The 16,908-nt window shown below is 57.3% G+C and carries 12 protein-coding genes and 1 tRNA gene; 3 read left to right on the forward strand and 10 right to left on the reverse strand.

Annotated features, from left to right (window positions below; all coding sequences use genetic code 11):
• From pepT to IEX77_RS06435, 5 genes are all read right to left on the reverse strand, one after another.
• Positions 1 to 1,248, reverse strand: a complete 1,248-nt coding sequence (gene pepT, locus IEX77_RS06415; RefSeq protein WP_188808213.1) for a peptidase T — start codon at positions 1,246 to 1,248, stop codon at positions 1 to 3.
• Positions 1,245 to 2,453: a tetratricopeptide repeat protein gene (locus IEX77_RS06420; RefSeq protein WP_229770822.1), complete on the reverse strand. Its 1,209-nt coding sequence runs from the start codon at positions 2,451 to 2,453 to the stop codon at positions 1,245 to 1,247. The genes pepT and IEX77_RS06420 overlap by 4 nt, the downstream gene beginning before the upstream one ends.
• A 343-nt stretch (positions 2,454 to 2,796) precedes the next feature.
• Positions 2,797 to 3,528 carry a YebC/PmpR family DNA-binding transcriptional regulator gene (locus IEX77_RS06425; RefSeq protein WP_009433683.1) on the reverse strand — a complete coding sequence of 244 codons (732 nt, stop codon included), beginning with the start codon at positions 3,526 to 3,528 and terminating at the stop codon, positions 2,797 to 2,799.
• Positions 3,529 to 3,564: 36 nt separating this feature from the next.
• Positions 3,565 to 6,039, reverse strand: a complete 2,475-nt coding sequence (gene pheT, locus IEX77_RS06430; protein WP_188808215.1) for a phenylalanine--tRNA ligase subunit beta — start codon at positions 6,037 to 6,039, stop codon at positions 3,565 to 3,567.
• A 406-nt stretch (positions 6,040 to 6,445) separates the two neighbouring features.
• Positions 6,446 to 7,690 (reverse strand): M16 family metallopeptidase, encoded by a 1,245-nt coding sequence (locus IEX77_RS06435; protein WP_188808216.1) that lies wholly within the window; start codon positions 7,688 to 7,690, stop codon positions 6,446 to 6,448.
• A gap of 260 nt (positions 7,691 to 7,950) precedes the next feature.
• Between IEX77_RS06435 and IEX77_RS06440 the strand changes: the two genes are divergently transcribed.
• Together IEX77_RS06440 and kbl are read left to right on the forward strand one after the other, a co-directional pair.
• Positions 7,951 to 8,895 carry an NAD-dependent epimerase/dehydratase family protein gene (locus tag IEX77_RS06440; RefSeq protein ID WP_009433689.1) on the forward strand — a complete coding sequence of 315 codons (945 nt, stop codon included), beginning with the start codon at positions 7,951 to 7,953 and terminating at the stop codon, positions 8,893 to 8,895.
• A 79-nt stretch (positions 8,896 to 8,974) separates the two neighbouring features.
• Positions 8,975 to 10,165: a glycine C-acetyltransferase gene (kbl, locus tag IEX77_RS06445; RefSeq protein WP_009433699.1), complete on the forward strand. Its 1,191-nt coding sequence runs from the start codon at positions 8,975 to 8,977 to the stop codon at positions 10,163 to 10,165.
• 384 nt (positions 10,166 to 10,549) lie between these two features.
• Here the strand turns inward: kbl and IEX77_RS06450 are convergent, their stop codons facing one another.
• The 5 genes from IEX77_RS06450 to IEX77_RS06470 all read right to left on the reverse strand — a co-directional run bounded on the left by IEX77_RS06450 (position 10,550) and on the right by IEX77_RS06470 (position 15,678).
• A complete protein-coding gene (locus tag IEX77_RS06450) occupies positions 10,550 to 12,211 on the reverse strand; it encodes a dipeptidase (protein WP_188808217.1) in 1,662 nt (553 codons plus the stop codon).
• 139 nt (positions 12,212 to 12,350) lie between these two features.
• The gene (locus IEX77_RS06455) at positions 12,351 to 12,851 is read right to left on the reverse strand and encodes a flavodoxin (RefSeq protein WP_060934842.1); all 501 of its coding nucleotides are present in this window, start codon (positions 12,849 to 12,851) and stop codon (positions 12,351 to 12,353) included.
• 87 nt (positions 12,852 to 12,938) lie between these two features.
• Positions 12,939 to 14,882, reverse strand: a complete 1,944-nt coding sequence (rho, locus tag IEX77_RS06460; protein WP_188808218.1) for a transcription termination factor Rho — start codon at positions 14,880 to 14,882, stop codon at positions 12,939 to 12,941.
• A gap of 296 nt (positions 14,883 to 15,178) precedes the next feature.
• Positions 15,179 to 15,252: transfer RNA gene (locus IEX77_RS06465), tRNA-Arg, on the reverse strand.
• A gap of 132 nt (positions 15,253 to 15,384) precedes the next feature.
• Positions 15,385 to 15,678, reverse strand: a complete 294-nt coding sequence (locus IEX77_RS06470) for a DUF4248 domain-containing protein (protein ID WP_188808219.1) — start codon at positions 15,676 to 15,678, stop codon at positions 15,385 to 15,387.
• Between the two features lie 769 nt (positions 15,679 to 16,447).
• On the opposite strand from IEX77_RS06470, the gene IEX77_RS06475 reads away from it, so the two are divergent.
• Entirely contained in the window at positions 16,448 to 16,903 is a 456-nt protein-coding gene (locus IEX77_RS06475; RefSeq protein WP_060934845.1) for a hypothetical protein, read from the forward strand.
• The last annotated feature ends 5 nt before the right edge of the window (positions 16,904 to 16,908 follow it).

Raw genomic sequence — 16,908 nt, forward strand, 5'->3', positions numbered from 1 at the left:
TTACTCCGCAGTCTCAGTGAGGAGGTAGACAAGCGTCTCTACCGAGCGGCACATCGTGTCAAGCGAAGCATACTCATACTTCCCATGGAAGTTCGCTCCACCCGTGAAGAGGTTGGGACAAGGCAGTCCCATATAAGAGAGGCGGGCGCCATCCGTCCCGCCACGGATGGGCGAGATGCGGGGCGTGACTCCAGCACGGAGCATAGCGGCCTTAGCGCGCTCGATATACTCCTCGTGGGGTGCCACCTGCTCGTACATATTATAATAGGAGTCGCGGATCTCGACCTTGATGACCTCGCGCTTGTAAGCGGCATTGATCTCGCCTGCGACACGCTCCATCAGCGCCTTCTTCTCCTCAAAGAGCGTACGGTCGTGATCGCGGATGATGTACTCGGCTTCGGCGTACTCTACTCCACCTGTGAAGTGCATCAGGTGATAGAAGCCCTCATACCCCTCGGTGAACTCAGGACGTGCATAGTGAGGGAGCGAAGCATGCAGGAGGTAGATCACCTCGATAGCATTGATCATCTTCCCCTTAGCAGAGCCCGGGTGGATGCTACGCCCCGTAGCGACGACGCGAGCAGAGGCAGCGTTGAAGTTCTCATACTCCAGCTCGCCCTCACGGCTACCATCGACGGTGAAGGCAAAGTCCGCATCGAAGGCCTCTACATCGAAGTAGTCCACACCCTTGCCGATCTCTTCGTCAGGGGTGAAGCCGATGCAGATACGCCCGTGGGGGAGCTCGGGATGCTCGAGGATGTAGCGTACCGTCTCCATGATCTCGGCGACACCCGCCTTGTCATCCGCTCCGAGGAGCGTCGTCCCATCAGTCGTGATGAGCGTATGCTCAAGGACCTCCAGCAGCTCGGGGAACTCCTGTACCGTGAGCATGGCATCATCACCGAGGGGGATGGGCGTACCATCATAGTACTCGATGATCTGCGGGCGGACACCACGGCCCGTGAAGTCGGGACTCGTATCGACATGCGAGATGAGCCCCAGCGCAGGACGATCCTCATAGCCTGGAGTAGCTGGGATCTGCGCCATTACATAGCCCTTCTCTTCGAGGCGTACGGAGGGCACACCGAGGGCTATCAGCTCGTCACGCAGGAGACGGAGCAGGTCAAACTGCTTCTCTGTCGAGGGGTAAGTCGTGCTATTGGGATCGCTCTCCGTATCGATCTGTACATAGCGTAGGAAGCGGTCAAGGAGGGCCTCACGCACGGAGGAGGCTATAGTTGGGTTCATTTGCTTGAAGGTTTGTCAGTGTAGAGCTCAGCATACTTCTTCTCCAGCCCCAGACGATAGTAGACATTACCGAGGAGGTCACGTACCTGATCGGGAGCGACCTTATAGGCAGCCTCAAGCTGGGGAAGCGATTGGCGGAAGTATTCCTTGGCTTTCTTCTCCTCGAGACGTGAGCTCAGCGGATTAGCCAGGATAGAGACGGCTTGGTTGTAGTAGACCTGGCCGAGGTTGAAGAGCGCATCGTAGTTGTCGGGGCTCTGGCGAAGGACCTGACGATAGACCTCGACGGCACGATCCCACTCCTGGGCGAGGAAGTAGACATTACCGCGAAGCACCAAGAGATTGGGGTTGTCGGGGGTCACCTTCAGCGCCTTGTCAATGAGGGCGACGGCTTCCTTGTAGCGGCCTTGCGCCTGATAGATCGAGATCATCGAGCCAAAGTAGAAGGTCGTCTCAGGGTAAAGCCGGATACCTTCCTCAAGGAAGGGCATCGCACCGACCGTATCCTGCATAGCCATATGGGACTTAGCAAGGAACTGATAGACCTCATTCTTATTGGCTGCCACATCGCGATAGAGCTCGCCGAGGCGGATCACCTCGGGGTAAAGCTCCCCAGTGTAGGCTGACACCAGCGCATAGTAAGCGAGGTTAGCGACCGTCGTATCGGTGGGGAGCTCCTTGCGCCCTACGGGTAGAAGCAGGCGCTGGGCCTCAAGAGCCGCAGAGAAGGCAGCCGTAGACTCAGCATACTTCTTGCGGTCGAGCCAGAAGAGCCCCGCCTCATACATCTTCGGGGCATCCTCACGCACATAGTCCTGGATCTTCTTCTGATACTTCAGCACGATACGTCCTGTCGAGGGGTCGGGCTGACGCTCGATAGAGTCTGCACGACGCCAGCCGACGAGTTCGTCGATGACGTGGCGAAACATCTTCGCTGTGTCGCCCACGCTCCCCGGGGTCGTGACCTTGCGGAACTCAGTCTTATAGAGGGTATGCTCTACAAGGCCCTTGACATAGTAGGTATAGGCATCGTCCTTGGTGTCCTCATGCTCTTCGGCGAGCTTGATGAGGCGGCGGATCTCAGTGTAGTTGGGTTTATCGCTCTGTAATAGGCGATCAGCGGCACGCACATTGGAGCGCTGTGCTACCCCACTGAATGGCGTGAGGAGGCAGAGCGCCGCGATGTACCCTAAGTAACTTTTCATCTTGATCGTCATGTACGGGTTCGTGTAATAGGTCAGTCTCCCCCACTCTCGTGGGGTGACCACTTGCTCTAATAACGCCTTTGGGCGGGCAAATGATCGGCTAACCACTATATTAGACAAAGATACGACATTGCCACGGATTGCGATAGCCCCTTCCCTCCCCCTCATGCGCTCGGCTTCCATCCTTCCAGAAAAGTACTACTACACACCACTTTGCGGGGACAATAGCAGCGATTTCCATCAAAACAAAAGCGATCCACTACGGAGCACCGAGTGAGGGTGCATCCGTAGCGGATCGCATATCGTTGAGCTCCCCGAGGTGGGGAGCAGTGGGCCGAAGGGATTAGGCTTCCTCTTCTTCCTCCTCCTGCATATTGGTGAAGACGTTCTGCACGTCCTCATCTTCCTCGAGCTTGTCGATGAGCTTAGCGAGGGTCTCACGCTGCTCAGGCGTCACAGGCTTCGTGTCGTTCGGCAGGCGGACGAACTCAGCAGAGGTGATCTCATAGCCAGCTTCTTCGAGATACGACTGGATCTGGGCATTAGCAGAGAAGGCGCCGTAGAGGATGATTTCGTTTTCGTCTTCCTCCAGCTCATCTACGCCGTAGTCGATCAGCTCCAGCTCCAGCTCTTCAAGGTCCATGCCTTCCTTCTTCACAATGTGGAAGATACACTTGTGGTCGAAGAGGAACTCCAGCGAGCCCGAGGTACCGAGGCTACCGCCGAACTTATTGAAGTAGCTGCGGACGTTGGCCACCGTACGGGTGGTGTTGTCGGTAGCAGTCTCGACGAAGATAGCGATACCGAAGGGGCCGTAGCCCTCGTAGTTCATCTCCTTATAGTCGGAGAAGTCCTTCGAGCTGGCCTTCTTGATGGCGCGCTCCACGTTCTCCTTAGGCATATTCTCCTTCTTGGCCGTCTGCATCAGGACGCGCAGACGTGGGTTGGTCTCGGGCTCGGGGCCCCCAGCCTTGACCGCAATGGTGATTTCCTTACCGAGCTTCGTGAAGACGCGGGCCATGTTGCCCCAGCGCTTCATCTTACGAGCTTTACGATATTCAAATGCTCTTCCCATAAATATTCTTTGTGATAGTTGATTCGTCTTAGGTGGTTAGCGGAGGGTAGCTCCATAGGTATCCTCGATGCTCTTGCGGATCTTCGCCATAATAGCGTCGATCTGCTTGTCGCTCATCGTGCGCTCCGTATCCTGGAGGTAGAAGGAGAGGGCATAGCTCTTCTTCCCTGCGGGGAGGTTCTTCCCCTCGTACACGTCGAAGAGGGTGACGTCACGCAGGAGCTTCTTCTCTGCACGACGAGCGGTCTCAGCCAGCTCTGCAAAGGTAATCTTCTCGTCGAGGAGGAGCGAGAGGTCGCGACGTACGACGGGGAACTTAGGCAGGTCAGCGATCTCGATCTTCACGCGCTCAGCGAGGCGATTGAGGTTATCCCAGTTGATCTCGGCGTAGTAGACGGGGATATCGATATCCCACTTAGCCAAGAGGGCGGACTTGACCTGACCCATCAGCACGACAGGCTTGCCGTCATAGGTCGCATAGCTGTAGCCACGACCTGTGAAGAGGTCGCATTCGACAAACTCAGCACGCAGGCTACGCTCACTGACACCCAGACGCTCGAGGACGTGCAGGACATGTGCCTTCAGCTCGAAGGGCGAAGCAGGCTCGTCAGCGTGTGCCCAGCTGCTCTGGATACGCGCACCAGCGACCCAGAGGCCGAGGGTCTGCGTCTCGCGGTAGCCTGCCAGCGTCGTGGCGGTAGAGCGCTCAACTTCGGGAGCAGCGGCATAGCAATTCCCCCACTCATAGTAGTAGAAGCTCTTCTGCTGACGGCGGAGGTTACGACTGATAGCGGAGAGCCCCCCGAAGAGGAGCGTCTGGCGCATCACATTCAGCTCGCCACTGAGGGGATTGACCAGCTGCACGAGCTTATCAGCGGGGCAGGAGGCAAGCCCTTCGTAGTAGGCTTCGGAGGAGAGGGAGTTATTGAGAAGCTCATTGAAGCCTGCGCCCGTCAGCTGCTCCGAGAGGAGGATGCGACGGCTGTAAGAGCGGTCGCTCGCTCCCTTGGGGCTGAGGTTAGCGTGGACGTAGCCACTGAGCTCGATATTGTTGTATCCGTAGATGCGCATGACCTCCTCGATGACGTCGGCCTCACGGGTCACGTCGACACGATAGCGGGGCACACGCAGCTGCCAAGCGTCTTCCTCACGGGAGACGATCTCGATCTCGAGGCTCTCGAGGATGCGTGCAGCCTCGTCTCGGGGGATGAACTTACCGATGAGTGCATCCATATGGCTGGGGCGCAGCGTCACTTCGTAGGGCTGAGCAGGCACGGGATAGTGGTCGAAGCGGCCACCATCGATATAGCTACCGGGGCAAAGCTCGAGGATGAGCGAAGCGGCACGCATCAGCGCCCAGGTCGTACGGTTGGGGTCCAGCCCACGCTCGAAGCGGAAGGAGGAGTCCGTATTCACAGCCAGACGGCGTGCGGTCTTACGCACGGAGGTAGCGTTGAAGTTCGCTGACTCGAGGAAGATATCCGTCGTCGTCTCCGTCGTACCCGAGTCCAGACCTCCTATGACACCAGCGACGCAGAGGGGCTCACCCGTAGCCGAAGCGATGACGAGGTCACGCTCGGTGAGCTGGCCTTCGCTCTTGTCGAGGAGGACCATCTTCTCCTCTCGTGCCAGCTGCACCGAGAGGGCGCCACCCGTCTTCGCCAAGTCATAGGCGTGGAGGGGCTGACCGAATTCGTGCAGGACGTAGTTCGTCACGTCGACGACTACGTTGATGGGGCGTAGACCCAGCGTCTCGAGCTGACGACGTAGCCAGTCGGGGCTCTCGGTGACCTTGAGTCCACGGATCACAAGCCCCTCGAAGCGAGGGCAAAGGGTCTCATCGACAGCGACCGTGACAGGCACGGGGCAAGCCGTACCAGCGGCAGGTGCGGGGAGCACCTCGGGGAGCTTAGCCTTCGTGGCCTTCCCCTGCTGCGTGAGATAAGCAGCGAGATCGCGGGCGACACCATAGTGCGAAGTAGCATCGACACGGTTCGGTGTGATATCGACCTCGAGGACGTAGTCAGAGCTGACACCGAAGTGCTCAGCAGCAGGCGTCCCAGGCTTCGTCGCAGCAGCATCGAGGAGGATGATCCCGCTATTGTCGTGCCCGACGCCGATCTCGACCTCACTACAGAGCATACCGAAGCTCTCGACGCCACGGATCTTGCTCTTCTTGATGGTGAAGGATTCATCGCCCGAGGTGAGGACGGTACCGATGGTAGCGACGACGACCGCCTTGCCAGCGGCTACATTGGGCGCACCACAGACGATCTGCAGGGGCGCCTCTGCACCTACATCTACTGTCGTGACGTGGAGGTGATCGGAGTTCTCATGCACGTCGCAGGTCAGCACGTGACCGATGACAAGGCCCTTGAGCCCACCGGGGATTGATTCGACTTCTTCTACACCGCCTACCTCAAGACCGATAGAGGTCAGGGCAGCAGCGACTTCATCGGGGGTCAGATCCGTCTCCACGTAGGAGCGTAGTAGATCGTAGGATATATTCATGTTTGTTCCGCTTAGGGGATAGCTACTATCTTACTTGATGGTTTCTTTTAGAGTACAAATGTACGAAAAGCCCTCTACACACGCGCCTATGCCCATAGCACCACGAGGCGTCATATTCTTTTGTAGCGCATTCGTTGACCAACGATCCGCCTATCTCTTTGATGAAGCCAAGATAAAATGATTACTAAATAGGAGCAAGCTCAATAGGCCGATTCGCCAAACGACTATCACAGCATACTCGCCCCCCGATAGTCAAGCGGTATGAACCTATATAGGTCGTTGGGCTGACCTATATTGATCCGCAGTGCGACCTATATAGATCACGAAGCGAACCTATATTGGTCGACTCACTGACCAATATAGGTTCGTCCCACCCCCTCCTATGAAGGGGATGCCTTTGCTCGCATTAGCGATAGATAAGTTCGTGGAACATAGAGCGATCGAAGAGCTCCGTAGCGACCTCATGCAGCAGCTCGGGCGTGAGGGCGGAGAGGCGCTCCTGAAGCACTTCGTCCGACTCAAACGTCCCCGTATGCAGGAAGCTCTTCCCCATCGAGAGGAAGTGCTGCTCCCTTTGCTCCGAGGCGACGATCATCTGACCACGTGTCTGACGTAGGGCCTGCTCCAGGGCTCGCTGCGTCAAGGGCTCGGCGACTAAGCGTGCCAGCTCGGCATAGACCAGCTCGATAGCCTCCGCTTCGGCGCGATGCGATGAGCCGAAGTAGACGGAGAAGAGCCCCGTATCGGTGTAGGGCGTGTAGTTGCACTCGACATGATAGACCAGCCCACGCTGCTCACGCAGCTGCATATTCAGCCAGGCATTCATCCCGCTCCCGCCGAGGATACTTGAGAGGAGACTAAGCGCCAGACGCCGCGGGTCATAGAGCGAATAAGCGGCACGCCCCAGCAGCACGTGGCTCTGCGCCGTATCCCGACGACGCACCACGCGACGCGCCTCCTTATTATATATAGGTATAGGGAGTGGCTCGGGAAGTGCGCTACTTGAGATGAGTGGCTGACCTTCGCCAGGGAAGGCCCACTCCGCTGCGGCTATCAGATCATCCATATCAAGCACACCACGGGCAAAGAGCACCATACGCTCAGGGCGGTAGTAAGTGCTATGGAAGCGGCGCTGCGCCTCCACCGTGATGCGCCCCACCGAAGCCTCTGTACCGAGGATGGCATGCCCAAGGCGGTGCGGGCGGAAGACCTGATCCTCGAACTCATCGAAGATCAGCTCCGAGGGGCTATCCTCATACGAATGGATCTCATCGAGGATGACCTCCTGCTCCTTCGCCCACTCCCGCTCGGGGAACGTGCTATGGGCAGCGATATCGAGGATCATATGCAGCGAGCGCCGAGCATAGCGCGAGGGGGCGATGGCGTAGAGCATCGTCTCCTCCTTCGTCGTGTAGGCATTCAGCTCTGCCCCCACGGACTCCATACGCTCGATGATCTGGCTCGAGGAGCGCAGGCGCGTGCCCTTGAAGAGCATGTGCTCAATGCTATGCGCCAGCCCATGCCAGCGCAGGCCTTCGTCACGAGCCCCTACGCGCACCCCAAGGCCCACGTAGCTGACTGCCGCCTCGGGCTCTACCGAAGCGATGATCCTAAGCCCCGAAGGGAGCGTGTGCATCACACAATGAGTCATCTTCTTAAAGTTCTTTCGTTAGCATAGACAAAGGTATAGCGTCTCCTACACATCTCCATAAGCACCCTACCAAGCGAATAATCAGAGCCTTATAAAGGCACTCTCCATGAAATACTGATTTTTCCAACGAGATTAACTACATTTGGCGCATAGTAAAGGGCATTTGTACGCATTTATTAGGTCCGCCTCGCACCTGCAGCGTCACCATGAAGTACCCTGCTAGCGAGCATCTCGCAAGAAAATACGTATCACAAAGAGGTATGAAAAACATCCTTATCATCGGCTCTACAGGCCAGATCGGGACCGAGCTCGCCATGACGCTCCGCCGACTCTATCCCGTAGTCGTGGCAGGGTACATCCCTGCAGCTCCTCCCAAGGGCGAACTCCTCGAGACTGGTCCTTGTGAAGTGGTAGACATTACCAATCCCCAGCAGATCACCGAAGTCGTACGTCGCTACAAGATCGACACGATCTTCAATCTGGCAGCACTGCTGAGTGCTGTCGCCGAAGCCAAGCCGCAGCTGGCATGGCAGATCGGCCTCGGCGGTCTCTTCAACGTCCTCGAGGTAGCACGCGAGAATGGCTGTGCGGTCTTCACCCCCAGCTCTATCGGCTCCTTCGGTCCCGAGACACCGCGCGACATGACGCCACAAGACACCATCCAGCGCCCCAAGACCATGTACGGGGTGACGAAGGTCTCTGGCGAACTCCTCAGTGATTACTATCAGAAGCGCTTCGGCGTCGACACACGCTCCGTCCGCTTCCCTGGCCTTATCTCTAATGTTGCACCTCCGGGTGGTGGTACTACCGACTATGCTGTAGACATCTACTATGCTGCTGTACGCGAAGGTCGCTTCGCATGCCCCCTGCGCCCAGGTACCTATATGGACATGATGTATATGCCCGATGCCCTGCGCGCCTGCGTCGAACTCATGGAGGCTGACCCCACACGACTCATTCACCGCAATTCCTTCAACATCACCTCGATGAGCTTCGACCCCGAGGGTATCGCTGCCTCTATCCGTGAGGTGATCCCTACCTTCGAGATGACCTACGAGCTCGACGAACTCCGTCAGGGTATCGCTGACTCTTGGCCTAACTCCCTCGACGATAGCTGCGCTCGAAGCGAGTGGGACTGGAAGCCCCAGTACGACCTGCCCGCTATGACGCGCGACATGATCGAGACCATCCGTCGCAAGGGATAGAGCCCTTCGCTCGCCCCACACGGCACCCCAGCAAGCAAAGCACACTACTTAGCAAGCTATACACGAAGAAACAAGGACTATGTTTAAGAACATGAAGAAGTACCTCGCTGAGGAACTTCAATCCATCGACGAAGCCGGCCTCTACAAGCGGGAGCGCATCATCACGACCCCTCAGACTGCCGACATCAAGATCAGCACGGGGCAGGAGGTCATCAACTTCTGTGCCAATAACTACCTCGGTCTCTCCGACCATCCTCGTCTGGTAGCAGCCGCTAAGGCCGCCATGGACAGCCACGGCTTCGGGATGAGCTCCGTCCGCTTCATCTGCGGTACGCAGGACATCCACAAGCAGCTCGAGCAGGCCATCGCTCGCTACTTCCACACCGAAGACACCATCCTCTATGCCGCCTGCTTCGACGCTAACGGCGGGGTCTTCGAGCCCCTCTTCGGCCCTGAAGACGCTATCATCAGCGACGCGCTGAACCACGCCTCCATCATCGACGGCGTACGCCTCTGTAAGGCCCAGCGCTACCGCTACGAAAATGCGAACATGGAAGACCTGGAGCGCGTACTCCAAGAAGCCCAGTCCGCTCGCTTCCGCATCATCGTCACCGACGGCGTCTTCTCTATGGACGGCAATGTCGCTCCGATGGATAAGATCTGCGACCTGGCGGACAAGTACGATGCACTCGTCATGGTCGACGAATGCCACTCGGCTGGTGTCGTCGGCCCCACGGGTCGCGGTGTCGCTGAGCAGTTCAACTGCTACGGCCGTATCGATCTGCACACCGGTACGCTCGGTAAGGCCTTCGGTGGTGCTATCGGTGGCTTCACCACGGGCCCCAAGGAAGTCATCGACATGCTTCGTCAGCGCTCACGCCCCTACCTCTTCAGTAACTCCATCCCTCCCGCAGTCGTCGGCGCAGGCCTCGAAGTCTTCAAGATGCTCGAGGAAAGCGATGCCCTGCACACCAAGCTGATGGAGAACGTTGAGTACTTCCGCGACAAGATGCTCGCTGCTGGCTTCGACATCAAGCCCACCCAGTCAGCTATCTGCGCCGTGATGCTCTACGATGCTAAGCTCTCGCAGGAATACGCTGCACGCCTCCTCGAAGAAGGGATCTACGTCACGGGCTTCTACTACCCCGTCGTCCCCAAGGGCCAAGCACGTATCCGCGTACAGCTCTCCGCCGCGCACGAACGCCATCACCTCGACAAGGCCATCGCTGCCTTCATCAAGGTCGGCCGTGAGCTCGGCACGCTGAAGTAGCCGCAGGCGCTACCGCCTCCACGCAAGACAAATCGTCCGCGGACTGCCCCACCCTCGGTGGGTGACAGTCCGTGGACGATCGCTTTTATCTAAGTGGTAGTGTACCTTCGTCCCGCACTTCCCGCGCCAAACAACGGGCGAAAGCAGGATGCCGAACAGCCGTATATGCGCCGATAAACTTGCGTATATACGGCGATTTATTTTCGTATATGCGGAAATATTTTTTCGCATATACAGAAATATATTTGTGCATATACGGAAATTCCGCCCCGCCTACACGCTGGAGAATGTGCGCCTTAGCAAGCACCCCTCGATCCCCTTATATGGCTTCGCCCCCGCGCTACGAGAGCACGGGGGCGAAGCTACTATTGGGAGGAAGTACGATTACTTATCCTTCTTGGGGACCTCGAGGTGCTTGGCTTCTTCGCTCTTAGCGACCTGGTCGTAGTATTCCTGGCTGTAGCCGGGGAAGTTGGGCGAGACGATCTGGCCGTAGCCGTTCTCTTCGAACTTGCCGTCCTTCTCCTTCTTGACGTTACCGTCCATATACTTGACGAGGAGGTATTCACCGAGCTTCTTCCAGCGAGCGGTCGCCTCGTTGGCTACCTTACCGCAGACCTCCGTGAGGTAAGCGGTGGCCTGTGCGGGGCTGCTCTTCAGCAGCTCAAGAGCCTTAGCGTCGGTGTTCTTCACCAGGTCGACGTAGCTATCTTCCAGCTCCTTCTGCACGGGGCGGATGTCGCGGATCATAGGCTCATAGCGGTTGTAAGCCATGTTAGCTACCCAGTTGTGGATCCAGAAGGCAGACGTCCAGCTGAACTCCGTCATACTCCCGTTGCCACGGCGGTAGCATTCGGGGATCTCGGTGATGGAGGTGTACATAGGCGTGAGGACAGCCGTATTGGCATCGTCGACGCCGAACCACAGGATACCACCGACAGCATCGGGCAGCCAGCTACGCATCTGAGCGATGAGCACGAAGCCCGTCTGCTGCGTAGCGATAGCACGCTCGTTGAAGTACTCACGGCCTTCGCTCTTGAAGGTCATAGGACGCCAGCGGTAGGGGACCTTGTAGGCACCAGCCCCGGGGTCGTTCGTCATTGAGAGCTCGGTGCCTTCGTAGTGGTTGCGCATCCCTTCGCGGACGTCAGCGAGGCTTACCTTGCGGTCGGGGATGATGTAGAGAGGCATGGGCTCTTCGGAAGCATCACCCATGATGTGCTTCTTGTACTTGTCCATGTTCTTATCGAAGGTGCGGAAGAAGCTCCATACACGGGCTTCGCAAGCACGCAGGCCACTGAAGTCATAGGGGTTGTAAGCCTTCTGGAAGTCGAAGTCCTTATCCTTACCCTTGAACCATCCGTTCTCACGAGCTACGTTGACTACGTCCTTCTCGTACATGCAGTTCTCCTTGTCGCCGAAGGGGATCTTGTGGATACGTGCCTGATTGGCGTGAGCTGCGATAGCGTCATCGGGGATGCGGATAGCTACCCACGTAGCGCCCTTCTTCTTGGGTCCCTTGCCGATAAGCTCCATGATCCAGACTTCGTTCTTGTCAGCGATGGTGAAGGACTCACCCGAGCTGTAGTAGCCGTGGTCACGGACAAGGTCGGTCATGACGCGGATTGCTTCGCGAGCTGAGCGGGAGCGCTGCAGTGCCACGTAGATGAGGCTACCATAGTCCATGACGCCCGAGGGGTCGCGGAGTTCCTTGCGGCCACCCCAAGTACTCTCGGTGATGGCTACCTGATGCTCATTCATGTTCCCCACGACATTGTAGGTGACAGCGGCCTGAGGGATATAGCCAAGGGGCTTGCCCGTATCCCACTCGTGAATCTGGAGCATGAGGCCCTTGCCCCAAGCCTTAGCTGGATAATGTACGAGGTCGCCGTAGAGGGTGTGCGAGTCGGCCGAGTAGCTGATCATGACGGAGCCATCGACCGAAGCCTTCTTGCCCACGATCAGGTCGGAGCAAGCCTCAGCAGACGGAGTAGCCCAGGCCGTGACAGCCAGGGCAAAGGCTGCGAGGAGTGTCGTTTGCTTCATAGTGTATTTGATAATGATAGTGATGAATAGCGAGCTAACTAACTGTACCATAAAGATACAAAAAGTTGCCCTTCGGCCGTACCCCCGTGTGGGAGACAGCCGAAGGGCAACTGATATTGGTCGTGCTAAGCGCTCGCTCTTAGAACTGCGACTGCAGCAGAGCGACCCACTTTTCGATACGTTCGTCAGTGAGGTCAGACTGGTTAGCTTCGTCGATGCAGAGACCGATGAGCTTGCCATCCTGTTCCGTTTCAGTAGCATCGTAGCTGTAGCCTTCGGGCTCATAAGCACCGATGAAGGAGCAGCCCGTACCAGCGAGGCCTTCGTGGATCTTAGCCAGAGCTTCGCAGAAGCTATCGGGATAGCTATCAGCGTCACCGCAGCCGAAGAGAGCGACCTTCTTGCCAGCGAGGCTCTGCTCAGCGAGCTTGGGAAGGAAGTCTTCCCAGTCGTCCTGAAGGTCACCGATACCCCACGTAGAGGAACCGAGGAGGAGGACATCGAAGGCAGCTGCATCAGCAGCGTCTGCGCCAGCGACATCATAGACATTAGCTTCTGCGCCGAGGGCCTTAGCCAGACGCTGTGCTACTTCGGAGGTAGAGCCCGTAGAAGAGCCGTAGAAAATACCGATCTTGCTCATTGTGCGATAGGATATTTTGTGTTAGTAGTAATTGTGTTTACTCTACAAAGATAAGAGAACTATTGGACTAAGCCACTACCTCCATGATTAGCTATTCACTTCGGCGAAGAACTCCTCATTATCCTTGGTGCGGAGCATGAGGTTCTTGACGTTCTCCATCGCTTCGATGGGGTTCATCTCTGAGAGGACCTTACGCACAGACCACATACGGCTCTGAGTCGTCTGATCCTGCAGGAGGTCATCGCGACGCGTGCTGCTGGCCACGAGGTCGACGGCAGGATAGATACGCTTATTCGCCAGACGACGGTCGAGCTGGAGCTCCATATTACCCGTGCCCTTGAACTCTTCGAAGATCACATCATCCATCTTCGAGCCCGTCTCCTGCAGGGCCGTAGCGAGGATCGTCAGGCTACCGCCACCGCGGATGTTACGCGCAGCACCGAAGAAGCGCTTGGGCTTCTGCAGGGCGTTGGCATCGACACCACCAGAGAGCACCTTACCCGAGGCAGGCTGTACCGTATTGTAGGCACGTGCCAGACGCGTGATGGAGTCGAGGAGGATGACGACATCCTGACCGCTCTCTACCATACGCTTAGCCTTGTTCAGCACGATCTCGGCGATCTTGACGTGGCGGTCAGCAGGCTCGTCGAAGGTCGAAGCGATGACCTCGGCATTGACGCTGGTCGCCATGTCGGTGACTTCCTCAGGACGCTCGTCGATGAGGAGGATGATCATATAGACCTCGGGGTGGTTGGCTGCGATAGCGTTAGCGATATTCTTCAGCAGGACGGTCTTACCCGTCTTGGGCTGTGCGACGATGAGACCACGCTGCCCCTTACCGATAGGCGCGAAGAGGTCGACGATACGCATAGCGATCTTGTCCTGCACGCCAGGATTGTGGGAAGACTCGAGGCGGAACTTCTCATCGGGGAAGATCGGCGTGAGGTGGTCGAAGGGTACGCGGTCGCGCATCTCCGAGGGGGTACGCCCATTGACACGCGTGATCGTATCGAAGGGGAAGTACTTATCGCCATCCTGTGGAGGACGGATGAAGCCCTCGACGAGGTCGCCAGGGCGTAGGCTCCACTGCTTGATCTGATTTACCGAGAGGTAGATATCGTCAGGCGAAGGGAGGTAGTTGTAGTCCGCAGAGCGGAGGAAGCCGTAGCCATCGGGCAGGATCTCCAGTACGCCAGAGCACTCGAGGATGCCCGAGAAGTCGAACTCCTGCTGGGGGCGAGCGACGGCCTTCACAGCGGGCTGAGCCTTAGGCTCGGCAGGCTGATGTGCCTGTACCTGATGTACCTGGGGCTGAGCAGGAGCCTGGGGCTGCTGCTGACGCACCTTGGGCTGGGGCTGGGGCGTATTGAAGGTAGGCAGGATCTCGTCAAGGACAGACTTGCTATCCTTGTGGCGGAAGACCATGCGTGCGGGGCTCTGAGCAGGGGCTGCTGCGGGAGCTTCGCCTTCCTTAGTGGCTTCGGCTGCGGGAGCAGCTTCAGCGACGCGGGGCTCTACGGCGACAGCAGGGCTCTGAGCAGGCTTCGCAGCGGAGGCCGACGTACGGGCGCCACGGATGGGCTTGGGGGCGGGAGCTGCTGGCTCCTCGACAGCGATCGCTTCGGGATCCTTGGCATGCCCTTCGGAGGCCTTAGCTACGGCAGAGCGGGCTTGCTCACGTGCCAGCGCTTCAGCCTTAGAGGGGCGACCACGCTTACGCTTCGGCTGCTCTACTTCGGGAGCGTCCTCAGAGGCTTCGGGGGCGTCATCGGCGGGAGCAGAAGAGGTAGCGGGAGTGGACTTGGGCGTTCCATGGGTAGACTCTTCGGCAGAAGAGGACTTGCGAGGGCGACCAGGCTTGCGCTTGACACTCGTCGTCTCAGCGACGGTGACAGCTTGCTGGTCCAGGATCTCGTAGATCAGTTCGCGCTTCTCGGGGAAGGCATCGGGAGAGAAGCCTATTTCTCGGGCGATCTCCTGGAGCTCCTCCAGCGTCTTGCTGGACAGCTCGGTGATATTGTATCGTTGCATATTGATTATGAATACGTACTATCCCCCAGGGGCGGGGGCTCCTTCAGGACGGATGTCATAGGGAGACTGATCGACACAAGGACTTGGGGTAGTGGCTACGAGAGCGATGAGGGTGCGCCCTACAGACGCCCCTGACGACCCGAAGTGCTTGGGAGGGTCAGCTACCCAAGGGATAATATATCAGACTATAAATGGCAGCCAGAGGTGGCTACAGAGATGATGGCGAAGAGCCAAAAGCCAACCCCATCAAAGAGTATCTTAGTGATGTAAGGGATATTGAGTGGGGGGAGCTTGTGTGATTGGGCTGGGATTCGAACCCAGGACCGATAGCTTAGAAGGCTATTGCTCTATCCAGCTGAGCTACCCAACCAATCCATTGGAGGGGTGCGGACTCTTATGCCCTACGGCATGACTATAACGGCGCACACGTCCTCTTAATTGTGGTGCAAAGATAGTCAAATATTTCGTTTGGCCCGTACCGCCCCCATAGGATGAGCCTCTATTAGGCCTTACGGAGAATCTCGTAGAACTCCTCCGGAGTGCCTAAATGCTCGAGTAGTACCTGCACCGCAGAGGGTGGCAGATAGTGCACCCGCGGGCGATAGCCTTGGGCACATAGCTGGGAGAGTAGCTCGGGGTCGTGGCGAATGAGCGCACGCAGAGAGCGGGAGGCTCCCGTAGCCGTCTTCTGCGGGAAGTAGAGACAGGCAAGCTCCTTGACCGTATAGGCGCGGAAGATGAGGGAGGGCACGCTGGGCTGGGCAGCGGCAGACGAAGAGATGATAGGTGTTTTCATCGTCGTGTGGTATGAATAAAATGAATAAATGTAGGCTGGAGCGCTCCGCTTCTTCCTGCCCCCTACCCTACCAGCATACGTATATATAAGGAGGAGCTGGGCGAAGTGAAGGGTACCAAAAGAGAGCTTTGAGCAGGACTCCACGACAAAGTAAAGGCAAATACTCCGCCCCTCCAAGGCGCCGACTAAATAAATATTTTGACGAACGTAAGCACCTCGTCACCTATCACTTACACACCCCGCACCCATCTCCTCGAAGCCCCCTCTTTGGGAGCCAATCGCTAAGCCCCTATCTATACAGACGCTGACACAGCACTATACGATCAGGCGCCGCATAGCGGTACCATACAGGTGCATTTCTTCGGAGGGAAAATCTGGAAGTAGTACTGGTGTGAACCCCTACGCGTACGAGGAAAAGCTACAGACCTACGGTGGATTCATTCAGTCTACGTACGTAGATCTAAGGACTACGTGCGTGGACATTTAGATTTAGGTACCTGGCCGATAAGACTACGTACGTGGATAGAGAAATACCACTACGGGAAGCTGCATACTTCCTCGCGGGACTGCCACTTTTTCCGCTACTGAATAAGAAAAACCGCTGTGATGGATGAAGGCCTTGCCCGTAGCATGAGGAGGAAGAAATACCTAAAAATGAGGATTGCAGGAGGTGGGGAAAGCACGTACCTTTGTCCCTATATGCTGGGGCTACTGAGTACCATCCCCAGTCCATCTCTCACCTGCAACGGAACGACACAACAGAAAGACGATGACACGACACGCCTGCTTCCGCTCCCTCTCCCTCGGAGCGCTCGCCCTCACACTCCTATTAGGCTCATGCCAGGGAGCCCAGAAAGCCTCCACAGCTGAAGACAAACACCACCTCCAAGGCACCGAATGGTGCGACAGCACGGGTATCTTCACCCTCCACTTCAATAGTCCCGAGGACGTCGAGCTAAGCCTGAACTACGAGGGCTCTCCTATGGGTACCCTGACATATGACATCCCCTGCCACTTCGCAGGCGACACGATTTATATCGATGACTATTCGAAGACCACGCCCTTCGGCAAGATAACGATCCTCCGCTCCTTCCGCGGTATCGTCCGTGGGACGTCCATCTCCGCAGGCTTCGTCACCTCGGATGCCGAGGTCGCTCCTGGCTCAACCTTCCCCACCTTCACCGAGCTGCCCCTGCAGGAGGTCATCTTCAATAAGAAGTCTTAGAGCAC

This window comes from Porphyromonas pasteri, from assembly GCF_014647755.1.
Classification (GTDB): Bacteria; Bacteroidota; Bacteroidia; order Bacteroidales; family Porphyromonadaceae; genus Porphyromonas; species Porphyromonas pasteri.